Origin of the sequence: Variovorax sp. LjRoot130 (assembly GCF_964253755.1) — a bacterium.
In the GTDB taxonomy this organism is placed as follows: domain Bacteria; phylum Pseudomonadota; class Gammaproteobacteria; order Burkholderiales; family Burkholderiaceae_C; genus Variovorax.
This window is the reverse complement of the sequence record NZ_CAXURM020000001.1, coordinates 3,736,603-3,751,063: the sequence shown is the minus strand read 5'-3', so window position 1 is coordinate 3,751,063 and position 14,461 is coordinate 3,736,603. Positions and strand designations below refer to the sequence as shown.

Annotated in this window: 15 protein-coding genes; 12 read left to right on the top strand and 3 right to left on the bottom strand. The window is 67.7% G+C overall.

The annotated features are described in order from the left end of the window. Positions 1-2: 2 nt before the first annotated feature. Positions 3-254 carry a molybdopterin converting factor subunit 1 gene (gene moaD / locus ACSQ86_RS18615; RefSeq protein WP_126836506.1) on the top strand — a complete coding sequence of 84 codons (252 nt, stop codon included), beginning with the start codon at positions 3-5 and terminating at the stop codon, positions 252-254. On the opposite strand, the gene dapA is transcribed toward moaD, so the two are convergent. Next, complete coding sequence (dapA, locus tag ACSQ86_RS18610; RefSeq protein WP_436309392.1) at positions 241-1,230, bottom strand: 4-hydroxy-tetrahydrodipicolinate synthase; 990 nt, start codon at positions 1,228-1,230, stop codon at positions 241-243. The genes moaD and dapA overlap by 14 nt on opposite strands. A gap of 153 nt (positions 1,231-1,383) precedes the next feature. Here dapA and ACSQ86_RS18605 point away from each other — a divergent pair, with 153 nt between their 5' ends. After that, on the top strand, positions 1,384-1,860 hold the full coding sequence (locus tag ACSQ86_RS18605; protein WP_436304663.1) for a molybdenum cofactor biosynthesis protein MoaE: 477 nt from the start codon (positions 1,384-1,386) through the stop codon (positions 1,858-1,860). A 9-nt stretch (positions 1,861-1,869) separates the two neighbouring features. On the opposite strand, the gene ACSQ86_RS18600 is transcribed toward ACSQ86_RS18605, so the two are convergent. Both ACSQ86_RS18600 and ACSQ86_RS18595 read right to left on the bottom strand, forming a co-directional pair. Continuing rightward, positions 1,870-2,868, bottom strand: a complete 999-nt coding sequence (locus tag ACSQ86_RS18600) for a Bug family tripartite tricarboxylate transporter substrate binding protein (RefSeq protein ID WP_093109811.1) — start codon at positions 2,866-2,868, stop codon at positions 1,870-1,872. 94 nt (positions 2,869-2,962) lie between these two features. Beyond that, positions 2,963-3,856, bottom strand: coding sequence for a LysR family transcriptional regulator (locus ACSQ86_RS18595; protein WP_093109810.1), 894 nt, complete (start codon positions 3,854-3,856; stop codon positions 2,963-2,965). A gap of 113 nt (positions 3,857-3,969) precedes the next feature. Between ACSQ86_RS18595 and ACSQ86_RS18590 the strand changes: the two genes are divergently transcribed. The 10 genes from ACSQ86_RS18590 to ACSQ86_RS18545 all read left to right on the top strand — a co-directional run bounded on the left by ACSQ86_RS18590 (position 3,970) and on the right by ACSQ86_RS18545 (position 14,452). Continuing rightward, positions 3,970-4,884, top strand: coding sequence for a ferritin-like domain-containing protein (locus ACSQ86_RS18590; RefSeq protein ID WP_436304662.1), 915 nt, complete (start codon positions 3,970-3,972; stop codon positions 4,882-4,884). Positions 4,885-4,894: 10 nt separating this feature from the next. Beyond that, a complete protein-coding gene (locus ACSQ86_RS18585) occupies positions 4,895-5,875 on the top strand; it encodes a Bug family tripartite tricarboxylate transporter substrate binding protein (RefSeq protein ID WP_436304661.1) in 981 nt (326 codons plus the stop codon). 4 nt (positions 5,876-5,879) lie between these two features. Further along, a complete protein-coding gene (locus ACSQ86_RS18580) occupies positions 5,880-6,776 on the top strand; it encodes an alpha/beta hydrolase (protein ID WP_436304660.1) in 897 nt (298 codons plus the stop codon). A gap of 71 nt (positions 6,777-6,847) precedes the next feature. Next, positions 6,848-9,469, top strand: a complete 2,622-nt coding sequence (gene clpB / locus ACSQ86_RS18575; RefSeq protein WP_436304659.1) for an ATP-dependent chaperone ClpB — start codon at positions 6,848-6,850, stop codon at positions 9,467-9,469. A 5-nt stretch (positions 9,470-9,474) separates the two neighbouring features. Then, on the top strand, positions 9,475-9,807 hold the full coding sequence (locus ACSQ86_RS18570) for a hypothetical protein (protein ID WP_436309391.1): 333 nt from the start codon (positions 9,475-9,477) through the stop codon (positions 9,805-9,807). Positions 9,808-9,852: 45 nt separating this feature from the next. Next, the gene (locus ACSQ86_RS18565; RefSeq protein WP_093109806.1) at positions 9,853-10,770 is read left to right on the top strand and encodes a LysR family transcriptional regulator; all 918 of its coding nucleotides are present in this window, start codon (positions 9,853-9,855) and stop codon (positions 10,768-10,770) included. Positions 10,771-10,921: 151 nt separating this feature from the next. Further along, complete coding sequence (locus ACSQ86_RS18560) at positions 10,922-11,302, top strand: cupin (protein ID WP_436304657.1); 381 nt, start codon at positions 10,922-10,924, stop codon at positions 11,300-11,302. Positions 11,303-11,370: 68 nt separating this feature from the next. Next, entirely contained in the window at positions 11,371-12,447 is a 1,077-nt protein-coding gene (locus tag ACSQ86_RS18555; protein WP_436304656.1) for a TRAP transporter substrate-binding protein, read from the top strand. Then, the gene (locus tag ACSQ86_RS18550; protein ID WP_093109803.1) at positions 12,447-13,055 is read left to right on the top strand and encodes a TRAP transporter small permease subunit; all 609 of its coding nucleotides are present in this window, start codon (positions 12,447-12,449) and stop codon (positions 13,053-13,055) included. The genes ACSQ86_RS18555 and ACSQ86_RS18550 overlap by 1 nt, the downstream gene beginning before the upstream one ends. Continuing rightward, complete coding sequence (locus ACSQ86_RS18545) at positions 13,052-14,452, top strand: TRAP transporter large permease (protein WP_093109802.1); 1,401 nt, start codon at positions 13,052-13,054, stop codon at positions 14,450-14,452. Before ACSQ86_RS18550 ends, ACSQ86_RS18545 begins: the two co-directional genes overlap by 4 nt. The last annotated feature ends 9 nt before the right edge of the window (positions 14,453-14,461 follow it).

Sequence of the window (14,461 nt, the reverse complement as noted above, 5' to 3'; positions counted from 1 at the left end):
ACATGAAAGTCACGGTGCGTTATTTCGCCTCGGTGCGCGAGGCACTGGGAACCGGCAGCGAGACCGTCGAGACCGGCGCGTCCGATCTGGCCGCGCTGCGCGACGAGTTGATCGCGCGCGGCGAGCCCCATGCAAGCGCGCTGGCTCGCGGCAAGGCCGTGCGCATGGCGCTCGATCAGGTCATGAGCGCCGAGAGCGCTGCGCTGCGCGAAGGCCAGGAAGTGGCCTTCTTCCCGCCGGTCACAGGCGGCTGAGCGCGGCCTGCATCCGAAAGAGGTGCTCGCGCAGCGCGCTGCCGGCCCGCGTCATCGGCGCGCGCAACTCGTCCTGCATCCATCCTTCGTTGGCGAGCACGGCCTTCAACGGTCCGGGGTTCGGTTCGGCGAAGAGCGCTTCGATCAAGGGCAGCAAAGGCTGCCATTGCGCGCGCGCTTCGGCCAGCCGGCCTTCGCGCAACAGCTGAACGACCTGCACGAAACGCGCGGTCTGCAGATGCGCGCTGGCCGCGATGGCGCCCACGCCGCCCTCGGCCAGCGTGCCGAAGAGCTGTGCGTCTTCGCCGGCCAGCACCTGGAGGCGGCCGTCGGCGATCAGCGCCCGGGTCTTGGTCATGTCGCCGCCGCAATCCTTGACCCCGCGGATGCGCGGATGGGCCGCGAGCGAGAGCAGCGTCTCGCGCGCGATCGTCGCGCCGGTGCGGTAGGGGATGTCGTAGACCAGGAGCGGCACGGTGCTCGCTTCAGCGATCGCGCCGAACCACGCGACGAGGCCTGCCTGCGAGGGCCGGATGTAGCTCGGCGCCGGCACCAGCAGCCCGGCCAGCCCGCAGTCGTTCAGCCGGTGCACCCAGTCCAGCGTCTTGCCGAGGTGGTAGCCCGAGATGCCCATGATGCGCGGCAGCGCGGGCGCGGCCTTCGCGACCGTGGCGAGCACGGCCAGCTGTTCGTCGCCGTCGAGCGCCGCTGCCTCGCCGGTCGAGCCGCAGACCACGAAGCCGGCAATGCCGGTGGACGCGAGCCGCTCGGCCAGCGCGGCGAGCGCCGCGTGGTCGACGGTGCCGCCCTTGCGAAACGGTGTCACGAGCGGGATCCAGAGGCCCGAGAAATCAGGGGTGGAAGAAGAGGGGTGCACGCGGATGTCCTTCAGGAATCGACCGATGGAAGAACCACCATCGGATGCGCGCACATGAGAAAACAGCTTCAGCTGGAGCCTTGCAGTTCCGTCGCTCATCCGACGACGGAACCGAAGCTCCGGTCAGACGAGCTCTGGTTTTTTGGCTTTGCCGCCCACGCGCACGCAGGCCATCGCTTCGGGCGAAGCGGGGTGGCGGTGCGGGGCGCGGGAAGGCATCGCCGCAGTCTAGCGCGGTGCCACAATCCGGCCATGGGCAGCCCACGCGTTTTCATTCAAACAGGCGATTTCGACCTCGCGCACGAGATCGCCGCGTTGCGCGGCGACGACAAGCGGGTCGGAGCGGTCTGCAGCTTCATCGGCACCGTGCGTGACCGCAACGATGGGGATGCGGTCGCTTCGATGGAGCTCGAGCACTACCCCGGCATGACCGAGAAATCCATCGAAGCCATGATCGACGAGGCGCATCGCCGCTTCGACATCCTCGGCGCGCGCGTGATCCATCGCGTCGGCCTCTTGCAGCCGCTCGACCAGATCATGATGGTGGCGGTGATCTCGGCCCACCGCGGCCAGAGCTTCCAGGCCTGCGAGTTCCTGATGGACTACCTCAAGACGCAGGCGCCGTTCTGGAAGAAGGAGCAGACGCCCGACGGCGCGCGCTGGGTCGATGCGCGCGTGGACGACGATGCCGCCCTGGCGCGCTGGGGCATCACGAGCAGCAACGCCTGAGCCAAGGGCTTATTGAGGGGTGAAGCCGCTGGCCTTGATGATGCCTTCCCAGGTCTGCGTATAGCTCCGCACGCGCCCCGCGAACTGGCCTTGCGGCTCGTAGGCGACCGTCAGGCCCATCGTGGTGAGCTTCTGCTTCACGTCTGGCATGGCCAGCACCTTGGCCAGGGCATCGCCGAAGCGATCGATGACCGGCTGCGGCGTGCCGACGGGCGCGAACACGCCGTAGTAGGGCAGGTCTTCCAGGTTCGCGAAGCCGAGCTCGGTAAAGGTCGGCACCTGCGGCAGCAGCGCCTGGCGCTTGCTGCCGATGGTGGCGACGATGCGCACCTTGCCCGCCCGATGGTTCTCGATGAAGTCGGGCACCGAGGCGATGCCGGCGCTGATCTGGTTGCCCAGCATGTCGGCCGTCATCGGCGCGCTGCCGCGGTAGGGCGCCGACTGCACGTCGATCTTGTACTTGGTGCCGATCATCTTCACCAGGAACTCGGGGATCGAGGCCGGCGCCGGCACGCCGATGGTGTCCTTGCCGCCGCGCTGGGTGCGCACCCATTTGAGGTACTCGTCCAGGTTCTTCGCCGGGGTACCGCCCGATACCGCGAGCACGTTGGCGAAGGTCGCGAAGCCGGCGACCGGCACGAAATCGGTGGCCGGATTGAAGCCCGCGTTCTTCACCACCTGCGGCAGGATCGAAATGCTGTGGTCGTGCGAGAGGAACAGCGTGTGACCGTCCGGTGCGGCGGCCTTGAGGGCCTGCGCGGCGATCTGGCCACCGGCACCGGCGCGGTTCTCGACCACCACCGGCGCTCCCAGCTGGTCCTTGAGCTTCTCGGCCAGCGTGCGGGCGATCGCGTCGCTGCCGGCGCCGGCAGGAAAGCCGACCAGCAGCTTGATCGGCGTGCCCTGCTGCGCCTGCGCGAAGCCAGAGAAGCCCGCAATCGCGGCCAGGAGCCCGAGCGCGAAGACACGGCGCGGCGCGGAAGCGGCAATCCACCTTGAACAGAACATGAGCAACTCCAGACGATTGAATAAAGAACGAACGAGCGAGCAACACGCGTGCCCGGGTTCGAGGGAAGCTATTCTGAACGAGCGCGGTTCGCTTTCATCGCCGGCGCAGCCGATGCGCCATCGCGATGAAGGCATCCAGCGCCGGGTTGCCGTTGGACGGCCGGAAGGCCAGCCCCAGCGCGTACTTGACCGGTGCGTTGCGCCGCCGCACCTGCAGGTAGACCACGTGCTCGGTCTGCACCGCCTGCATGGCCTGCGGCACCAGCGCGATGCCCAGGCCGCCGCCCACCAGCGCGAGGATGGTCTGCATCTGCGAGGCGACCTGGACGAAGTTCGGTATGAAGCCGCTGTCCTGGCAGGCCGCCATCACCACGCTCTCGAAGCCGGGCCCTTCCTTGAAGGGAAAACCGACGAAAGGCTCCGAGGCCAAGTCGCGCAGCTGCACGCGCTTCTGCTGCGCGAGCGGATGCGTGTCGGGCACCGCCAGCGTGAGCTCCTGGTCGCAGAAGGGCTGGATCCGGAAGTCGCCCGCGTCGTGCAGCGGTGGCACGACGATGCCGACGTCGATGGCGCCGCTCAGGAGCGCCGCCACCTGCTGCGAGGTGGTGTCGCCGGTCAGCACCAGCTTGACGTCGGGGTAGTCCTCGCGAAAGGCGCGCAGGAGCCGCGGCACCACGCCCAGCGCGGCGCTGGGCACGAAGGACAGTCGCAGCGTGCCGAGCTTGCCGGCCGCTGCGCGCTGCGCGATCTCGATCGACAGCTGCGCATGCGCCAGCGTGCGCCGCGCTTCGCGCAGGAAGGCCTCGCCGGCCACGGTCAGGCGCACATGGTGGCGGGTGCGGTCCAGCAGGGTTGCGCCTACCTCGGCTTCGAGCCGCTGCACGGCCACGCTCAGAGGCGGCTGCGACACGTGAAGGCGCTCCGCGGCGCGCCGGAAGCTGCGCTCTTCCGCGACCGCGACGAATTGCCGGAGCTGACGAAGGTCCATCGCTGCTTCCAGGATTGGTGATCGCTCCAGCCTATCACCAGCCCCTTCAAACGGTATTGGACGAAGCACCCGCGCTGCCGCAGCATGCGGCTGAAACTGAGAAAGACCACACGATGCAGCCTTCGCTTCTCGAAGAACTCACCCCGGTTCCGAACCCGTATCCCATCAAGTCCGAGATCGAATATCCGGAGGTCTGGCGCCTGTGCGAACAATCGCGCGAACTGGCATGGAATCCGGCCGCGATCGATTTCTCGGACCTCCGCGACGCGGAGCTTCCCGCCGAGGTGCGAGAAGCCGGTGCGGAATGGTGGAGCCTGCGCGCCTGGATGGAGCACGGTGCCATTCCCTACGGCACCGAACGGCTGCGCGAAGCCGTGTTCGCGCACCAGCCTTTCGAGATCAAGCAGCACATCGTCAACTTCATCGCGGAGGAGCTGCGCCATCACGAGGCCTCATTCCTCGTCGCGCGCGGGCTGGCTGGCTACCAGGACGAGCCGCGCGCCGACTACTTCAAGGCGGTGATCCCGCGCTTCCACGACGAGCGCGACGAAAAGGCGATGTCCTTCTTCGCGGGGCTCGCGGTCAACACGCTGTTCGAGCAGCTCTCGGGCGAGCTGCTGCAGGCGCGCTACGAGAACGCGCGCTTCAAGTCGATCCGCACCGCCTGCCAGCTGATCCTGCGCGACGAGGCGCGGCACATCCAGTTCGGCCGCATCATCATGCGCAGGTTCTTTGCCGAGCTGTCCGCGGACGACCGCCGCCTGCTCGGCGAAAAGGTGGCCAAGAAACTGCGCGGCAGCCTGCTCAACGGCGTCTATGCGGTGGTCAACCTGCCTGACGACGAGCGGGCGCGGGCAGGGCGCAACCGGGCGCTGGCGGCCGAGCACGGGTTGGGCGCGACCCATCCCGACCAGGAGATCGCGATCATCCGGCGTGCGCTGGACCGGATCCGCGCCGACGTCGCGCCCTACGGCGTCGAGATACCGGAAGTGCCCGAAGTGGATCGCGCCGCGGTTTCGGCGCATTGAGGACGAAGCCATGAACCGACTGATGGAAACTCTGGGCTGCTGCCTGATGGCGGCCGTCGGCGCGGTCGCGCTCGCGCCGCCGGTTCATGCGCAGGGCGCGTATCCGCAGCGTCCGGTCACGATGGTGGTGCCGTACCCGGCCGGCGGCTCGGCCGACATCCTTGCGCGCACCGTGGGCCAGAAGCTGGCCGAGCGGCTCGGGCAGCCGGTGGTCGTCGACAACCGCGCCGGTGCGGCCACCGCCATCGGCGCCAGGTTCGTCGCGGCTGCCGCAGCCGACGGCTACACGCTGCTGATGGGCACCGTCAGCTCGCAGGCCATCAATCCGGCCATGAACAAGGTCGGCTACGAGCCGGTGAAAGACTTCACGCCGGTTGCGCCGCTGGCCTCCATTCCCTTCGTGCTTGTGGCACATCCGTCCTTCGCCGCCAGGAACGTGGCCGATGTGGTCGCGCAGGCCAAGACCAGGCCCGGCGAGCTGAGCTACGCATCGGCCGGGCTCGGAACCTCCAACCACCTGGCCGGCGAGCTGCTGGCCTCGGCCGCCGGCATCAAGCTGCTGCACGTGCCCTACAAGGGCAGCGCTCCCGCGCTCAACGACGTGGTGGCGGGCCATGTGCCGCTGATGTTCGATCTGCAGGCCACGGCCTTGCCCTATGTGCAGTCCGGCAAGCTCAAGGCGCTGGCAGTGACCGGCAGGACGCGCAGCGCCTTGTTGCCCGAGGTGCCGACCGTGATCGAGAGCGGGCTCGCGGGCTACGAGGTCACAGCCTGGTTCGGCGTTTTCGCGCCAGCCGGACTGCCGAAGCCGGTGCTCGATCGGCTCAACGCCGAGATCACGGCCGTGCTCAGGATGCCGGACATGCAGAAGCGCCTGCACGAGCTCGGCGCACAGCCCGAAGAGGCCGTGCCCGACGCCTTCGCCGCTTTTGCGCGCAGCGAAGTCGGCAAGTGGTCGGTGGTCGTCAAGAACGCGGGGCTCGCGCAATGACGGAATGATCGAGGGTCCCGAAACCCTGCGCGCGCTGATGGCCGAGATCGGCCCGCGCTGGGCGCTCGATCTCCCAGGGCACAGCCAACGCGTTAAGGACGCCTACGCACCGCTGCTCGCGAGCGCTCCCAAAAATGGCGTGGCGGTGGCGCGGAACCTGGCCTACGGCACGCACGCACGCCAGGTGCTCGACATTTTTCGCCCGAGCGGCGCGAGGCATGCGCCCGTGGTGGCCTTCGTCCATGGCGGCGCCTTCGTGCGCGGCGACAAGTGCACGAGCGCAGAGCTCTACGACAACGTGCTTCACTGGTTCGCGCGGCAGGGCTTCGTCGGCGTCAATATCGAGTACCGGCTGGCGCCCGAGGCGCCTTACCCCGGCGGTGCGCGCGACGTGGCCCAGGCCATGGCCTGGCTGCATGCGCAGGTGGCGGATTACGGAGGCGATCCGTCCCGCATGATGCTGATCGGCCATTCCGCGGGCGGGACGCATGTGGCGAACTACGCATTCGATCCGGATCTGCAGCCGGGCGGATGCCATGCGCGGGCCGTAGTGCTCGTCTCGGCGCGCCTCCAGGCCGACCAATCGCCCGAGAACCCCAATGCGCCGGGCGTCCGTGCCTACTTCGGCGACGACGTTTCGCTCTATGCAGCGCGCTCGCCGATGCGCCTTGCGGGCTTGAGCGACATCCCCGCCTTCATCGTGATCGCCGAGTTCGAGAACCCCCTGCTCGATGTCTACGGGCTCGAATTCGCCCACCGCCTGGCCGACGCGCGCCGGCGCGCACCGCGTTTTCTGCAGATGCGAGGCCATAACCACATGTCCGTCATGGCCCACTTCAACAGCGGCGAAGAGGCGCTGGGGCGCGAGATCATGGACTTCTTTTCCTCGCTGCCTGTTTAGGTGTAGGGTCGTTGCTTTCCGCTTGAATTCGGTGCCGCCCACCCCTACATGCCGGGGAATCGGAGTCATTCATGCGCCAAGACAAACTCACAACCAAATTCCAGGAAGCCCTCGCCGACGCGCAATCGCTCGCTCTCGGCAACGACAACCCCTATATCGAACCGCTCCACCTGCTGGTGGCCATGCTGCGCCAGGACGACGGCCCGCGGGCCTTGCTCGAGCGCGCCGGCGCCAACGTGCCGGGCCTCTTGCAGGCCGCCGAAGCGGCGATCAAGAAGCTGCCGCAGGTGCAGGGCCATGACCAGGTTCAGGTCGGCCCCGAGCTGGGCAAGCTGCTGCAGGCGACCGAGAAGGAAGCCATCAAGCGCAACGACCAGTTCATCGCCGGGGAGCTCTTCCTGCTCGCGCTGGCCGACAGCAAGGCCGAGATCGGCAACCTGGCGCGCAGCCACGGCGTGACGCGCAAATCGGTCGAAGCCGCTATCGATGCTGTTCGGGGCGGGCAGGGCGTGAATAGCGCCGATGCCGAGGGCCAGCGCGAAGCGCTCAAGAAATACTGCCTGGACCTCACCGAGCGCGCTCGCCTCGGCAAGCTCGATCCGGTGATCGGCCGCGACGAGGAAATCCGCCGCGCCATCCAGGTGCTGCAACGCCGCACCAAGAACAACCCCGTGCTGATCGGCGAGCCCGGTGTCGGCAAGACCGCCATCGTCGAAGGCCTGGCGCAGCGCATCGTCGCCGGCGAGGTGCCCGAGTCGCTCAAGGGCAAGCGCGTGCTCTCGCTCGACATGGCGGCGCTGCTCGCCGGTGCCAAGTACCGCGGCGAATTCGAGGAGCGCCTGAAGACCGTGCTCAACGAGCTCGCGAAGGACGAGGGCCAGACCATCGTCTTCATCGACGAGTTGCACACCATGGTCGGCGCCGGCAAGGCCGAGGGCGCGATGGACGCCGGCAACATGCTCAAGCCCGCGCTCGCGCGCGGCGAGCTGCATTGCGTGGGCGCCACCACGCTCGACGAATACCGCAAGTACATCGAGAAGGATGCCGCGCTGGAGCGCCGCTTCCAGAAGATCCTGGTGGGCGAGCCCAGCGTGGAGGCGACGGTTGCGATCCTGCGCGGCCTGAAGGAAAAGTACGAGGTGCACCACGGCGTCGATATCACCGACCCGGCGATCGTCGCCGCGGCGGAGCTGTCCGACCGCTATGTCACCGATCGCTTCCTGCCCGACAAGGCCATCGACCTGATCGACGAGGCCGCGGCCAAGATCAAGATCGAGATGGACTCCAAGCCCGAGGTGATGGACCGGCTCGATCGCCGCCTGATCCAGCTGCAGATCGAGCGCGAAGCCGTGCGCCGCGAGAAGGACGAGGCCTCGCAGAAGCGCCTGGCGCTGATCGAGGGCGAGATCGAGCGCCTGCAGAAGGAAATCGCGGATCTCGACGAGATCTGGCAGGCCGAGAAGGCGCAGGCCCAGGGCAGCGCGCAGATCCGCGAAGAGATCGACAAGATCAAGTTCCAGATCGCCGAGTTCACCAGCAAGGGCGACTTCAACAAGGTCGCCGAGCTGCAGTACGGCAAGCTGCCGGGCCTGGAGAAACGCCTGAAGGAAGCGCAGGACACCGAGGCCAACAAGGGCAAGTCCAGCGCGCCCACGCTGCTGCGCACGCAGGTCGGCGCCGAGGAGATCGCCGAAGTCGTGGCGCGCGCCACCGGCATTCCGGTGGCCAAGCTCATGCAAGGCGAGCGCGACAAGCTGCTCATGATGGAAGAGAAGCTGCACGAGCGCGTGGTCGGCCAGGACGAGGCCATCGGCGCGGTCGCCAACGCGATTCGCCGCTCGCGCTCGGGCCTCGCGGACCCGAACCGCCCGACCGGCTCCTTCCTGTTCCTCGGCCCGACGGGCGTGGGCAAGACCGAGCTGTGCAAGGCGCTCGCGGGCTTCCTGTTCGACAGCGAAGACCACCTGATCCGCGTCGACATGAGCGAGTTCATGGAGAAGCATTCGGTCGCGCGCCTGATCGGCGCGCCGCCCGGCTACGTGGGCTACGAGGAGGGCGGCCACCTGACCGAAGCGGTGCGCCGCAAGCCTTACAGCGTGCTCCTGCTCGACGAGGTCGAGAAGGCGCATCCTGACGTCTTCAACATCCTGCTGCAGGTGCTTGACGACGGTCGCCTGACCGACGGCCAGGGCCGCACCGTGAACTTCAAGAACACGGTGATCGTGATGACCAGCAACATCGGCTCGCCGATCATCCAGGCGATGGTGGGCCGGCCGAACGAAGAGATCAAGGACGCGGTCTGGGACGAGCTGAAGAACTACTTCCGCCCCGAGTTCCTGAACCGCATCGACGAGACCGTGGTGTTCCATGCGCTCGACGCCAAGAATATCGAGGCGATCGCGGCCATCCAGCTCAAGGTGCTGCAGGAGCGCCTGGTCAAGATGGACCTCGGGCTCGAGGTGTCGCCGGCGGCGCTGGCGGAGATCGCCAAGGTCGGCTTCGACCCGGTGTTCGGCGCCCGGCCGCTCAAGCGCGCCATCCAGCAGCGCATCGAGAACCCGCTCTCGAAGCTGCTGCTCGACGGCAGCTTCGGGCCGAAGGATACGATCGTCGTCACCACCGACCCGATCCAGGCGCCGGGGCAGTTCAGCTTCCGCAAGGCCGGGGAACAAAGCCTGGAGGCCGTGGCCTAACTTCGATGCTCAACTTTCTTTTGCGCCTCGTTCTTTTCTTCTTGGGCCTCTTGTTCGCGGCCAGCCTCGCAGTTGCCGTGCTGCTGTTGGCGGCGGTCTGGGGCCTGCGCTATGGCTGGGCACGTCTCACGGGGCAGCCGGTCCAGCCGTGGGTGATGCGCTTCGATCCACGCCACGGCTTCGATCGCTTTCGGGCTGCAGCGCGCCCGGCCGAGCCCACCGCGGCCGACGTGGCTGCGGCGCGAGCGCACGGCGAAGCCGCCGACAGCCCCGTTCGCCTGCGCGATCCGGGCCGTGTGACGGACGTGGAAGCCCGTCCGGTGTCGCGCGGCGAGTAGAACCCCCCATCGTCCGCACTGCGGCGGGTCGCCTAGACTCCGCCCATGAACGTGCGTTTTCTCGAGGCCTTCGTCTGGGTTGCCAAGCTCGGCAGCTTCAAGGCGGCTGCCGACAAGATGCACACCACGCAGGCCGGCATCTCCAGCCGCATCGCCACGCTGGAGCAGCAGTTCGGCGTCAAGCTCTTCGACCGCGAGCACCGCGGCGTCATGCTCACCTACCACGGCACCGAGCTCATGCCCTATGCGGAACGCATGATCGAGATGCAGGCACGCATGATCGGTGCCATGGGCCAGGCCGATGCCTTCTCCGGCATGCTGCGCATCGGCGTGATCGAGACGGTGGTCCATACCTGGCTGCCCGACCTGCTGTCGCGCTTTGCCGAGCGCTACCCCAACGCCACGCTTGAGCTCGACTCGGACATCACGCCGCACCTGCGCGACGACCTGCTGCGCGGCACGCTGGACTGCGCCATCCTCTCCGAGGAGATCACGCCGGGCTTCATCGACAACCGGCGCATGGTGAACTTCGCGATGCGCTGGGTCGCGAGCCCGAGCCTGGCGCTGAAGCTGCCGGCGCGCAAGCTGCTGTCCTTTGCCGACATCGCCGAGCAGCCCATCATTTCCTTCCATCGCGAGTCGGGCGTCTACCGCAACATCGCACAGGGCGCGAGCGGCTGCGCCAATCTGCGCGTGAGCTACTTCTCGTCGCTGGGCGCCATGGTCGACCTCGCGCGCACGGGCTTCGGCACGGCTTTGCTGCCGCTCGCCGTGATCCAGGAAGACTTGCGCCTCGGGCGCCTCGTGGTGCTCGACGTCGACCCCTTGCCGATCCCGCTGCCGCTGGTTGCCAGCATGCGGCTGGAACCCGCCTCGCCGCTGGCCGAGGCGCTGGTCAACATGGCCCAGGCGGCCTGCGACCAGTTCGTCGCCAACAGCCGCGACGACGTGCTCGCGCCCTAGAGTCTGCCCTCATTCGGTACACCGCGCGCCCGTTGCTGGGGCGGCGGCATGCGCCAGGGCCGTGCATCAGAAAATCCTATCGGCCTCCAAAAAAATTTCCCGTTTGACCGGGCGGGGGTGCGCGACAACACTGCGCGCCATGCACAAGGCCATGTCAAGCAAATTACATCGCGAGTTCTTCGCGATCCGGCTCGATGCGGCATCGACCGCCTGGGTGCCGGTGCCTTCTTCCGCCGGCCGCATCGAGGAACTGGTGCTCGCCGACAACCTCGACGCGGCGGCCCGCACCGGCTCGCGCACGCGGCTCGCACGCTGGGCCGCCGGCGCGCTGATCGACCGGCCGGTGATCCATGACTTCCACGAGGAGGTCTTCATCGTCGAAGGCGAACTCGTGGTCGGCTGCAATGCCGAAGGGCAGGGCGGCGAAGCCTTCGGCCCCTACACCTTCGCCTGCCGCCCGCCGGGGGTCTGGCACGGCCCCTTCGCGTCGCCGGTGGGCTGCGTGCTGCTCGAGTTCCAGTACTACGGGTGAGGCAGCGACCGGCCTGCCGCTCCCCGATCGTTCGTTCCCTTTCTTCGTTTTCCCTCCAGGAGTTCCCGATGAAGCGTTCCCTGCCTCCTCTTGCATGCCTCGCAGCCGCCGCGATGCTGGCTGCCGTGTCTGCCTTCGCCCAGGTGCCCGCCGGTCCGAAGATCGCCGTGCAGGCCATTACCCAGGTGGCGCCCAACCTGCCGCAGTACACCAAGGTCGACCAGCCGATGCTGCGCGACGGCATGACCAAGGCCACCAACGGGCGCGTGGAAGTCACGCTCTCGTCCTGGCCCGAACGCAACGTCAACGGCCCCGAAGTGCTGCGCCTGGTGCGCTCGGGCCAGGTCGACATCGCCGCCGCGCCGCTGACCACCGTGTCGGGCGACGTGCCCATGCTCGACGGCGTGGACCTGGCCGGCATGAACGCCGACATCGCGCAGGCCCGCAAGGTGGCCGATGCGATGGTGCCGGTCGCCAACAAGGAACTCGAACGCCTGGGCATCAAGCTGGTCGCGACCTATCCCTTCTCAGGCCAGATGCTGTTCTGCCGCAAGCCGGTGGCGAGCCTCGCGGACCTGAAGGGCCTGAAAGTGCGGACCAACGGTCCCTCGGCGGCCGACCTCATGAAGGGCCTGGGCGCGCAGCCCGTGTCGCTGGCCTTCGGCGAGGTCTACACCGCGCTGGAGCGCGGCACGGTCGATTGCGGCATCACCGGCGCGGGGTCGGGCAACGGCGTGAAGTGGCCCGAGGTCACGACGCACCTCTACACGTTGCCGCTTTCGTGGTCCACCTCGGGCTACTTCGTCAACCTGGCCTGGTGGAACAAGCTCGACCCCGCCGTGCGCGCGCAGTTCGAGAAGACGATGTCCGAAGTGCAGGAGGCGCAGTGGAAGCTCGGTGTCGAAGCCACCAACGACGGCATCGCCTGCAATGTCGGCCGCGCGGCCGATTGCAAGCTGCACACGCTGGTCAAGAAGCCGATGGTGGAGGGCAAGCCGCAGGGCGACGTGAGCGCCACCCTCAAGAAGCAGCTCGCCGATGACGTGCTGCCCGGCTGGATCAAGCGCTGCGGCGAACGCTGCGTGGCGGTCTACAACGACGTGATCGCGCCGATCACCGGCATCAAGTACGCCGCGAGCCGCTGATGTTCCGCGCGCTCGAATGGGTCAGCGGCAAGGCGATGACCATCGCCGGCTGGTGCTACCTGGTCATCACGGTGCTGATCTGCTTCGACATCGGCGCGCGGCGCCTGCTGGGCTTCTCGACCGAGGCGACAACCGAAGTGACCGGCTATCTGATGGCCATCGGCATGAGCTGGGGCCTGGCCGGCACGCTGTTCGAGCGCGGCCATGTGCGCATCGACGTGCTGGTGCAGAAGCTGCCGCTGAAGATGCGCGTGTGGCTGCACCTCGCTTCGCTGCTCGCGCTGCTGGTCGCCACCGGCTTCTTCGCCTGGGGCGCGTTCTCGCTCGCCAAGGACTCGTGGGACTTCGGCGCCACCGACTTGTCGGCGCTGCACACGCCGCTGGCGATTCCGCAGGGCTTGTGGGCCGCGGGCCTGGCGCTGCTGCTCCTGGCCGGTTTGGCCATCGCGGCGCGCGCGCTGCGCCAGCTGGCGATCGGCGATGCCGATGCGATGGACCGCATGCTGATGGCGCGCACCTACATCGACGAAGCCGCCGAAACGCTCGAGGCCGTGGCCGAAGCGCAGCAGGGCATGCAGCCCGTCGCCGCCGCAGGAGCCACCCGATGATCGCCATCGTCTTCATCGTCGCGATCGGCCTCCTGATCGGCGGCGCTTCCTTGTTCGGCGTGCAGGGCCATGCCGCCGCCGTGGCCTCGGCCGGCGTGCCCTGGTGGGCGCTGGCCGCGGTGCTGCTCGCCTTCGTCGGCTTCTTCGCGGGCGGGATCTATGTCGGCGCCGCGCTGGCCGTGCTCTCGCTGCTGGCGGGTTTCGGCCTGTCGGACCGGCCGTTCTGGAACTTCATCGGCGAAATGATCTGGGGGCCCTCGACCAACTTCGTGCTGGTGTCGGTCCCGCTCTTCCTGCTGATGGGAGAGATCATGCTGCGCGCCGGGCTCTCCGAGCGGCTCTACCGCGCGCTCAACATCTGGATGGGCCGACTGCCCGGCGGCCTGCTGCACACCAACGTCATGGCCTGCGGCGTGTTCTCGGCGGTGGCCGGCTCCAGCGTGGCGACGGCCGCGACCATGGGCTCGGTCGCGCTGCCGTATTTCGAGAAGAGCCACTACCCCCCGAAGCTGGTGCTGGGCTCGCTGGCGGCCGGTGGTGCCTTGGGCAACCTGATCCCGCCGGGCATCACCTTCATCATCTACGGGCTGATCACCGAGACCTCGGTGGGTGCGCTCTACCTCGCTGCGGTGGGGCCGAGCATCCTGGTGGTGCTGCTGTTCACGGCGGTGATCCTCTACTACAGCTTCAAGCTCGAGCTGCACGGCGACGCGGCTTCCAAGGCCATCACCTGGAAGCATCGCATCGCGAGCCTGTCGGATCTGGTGCCGACGGCCCTGCTGATCGCACTGGTGCTCGGCACCATCTACGCCGGCTGGGCCACGCCCACCGAATCGGCCGCGCTGGGCGTGGCCGGCAGCGTGGTGCTGGCGCTGGCCGACCGCAAGCTGACGTGGAAGATGATGGCGGAATCGATGCGCGCCACCGCGCGCACCACCTCGATGATCGCGCTGATCCTGTTCGGCGCCTACTTCCTCAACTACATCCTCTCCTCGCTGGGCATTCCGCAGATGCTGGCGAAGTTCCTCACGGGGCTGCCCTTTCCGGGCTGGGTGATCATGCTGGTGATCATCGGCTTCTACCTCGCGCTGGGCACCTTCATGGAAGGCATGTCGATGGTGATCACCACCATCCCGCTGCTCTTTCCGGTGGTGACGGCGCTGGGCTACGACCCGGTGTGGTTCGGCGTGGTGATCACCATGCTGGTCGAGATCGCGATGATCAGCCCGCCCGACGGCACCGTGCTCTACGTGCTGCAGGGCATGCGACGGCAGCCCGGGCCGATCACCGACGTGTTCTCCGGCGTTCTGCCTTTCATGGGCGTCTACATGCTCGCGATCATCGTGCTGATGGTGTTCCCCGCCATCGCGCTGTGGCTGCCGGGCGTGCTTATTTAGGACTTTCAT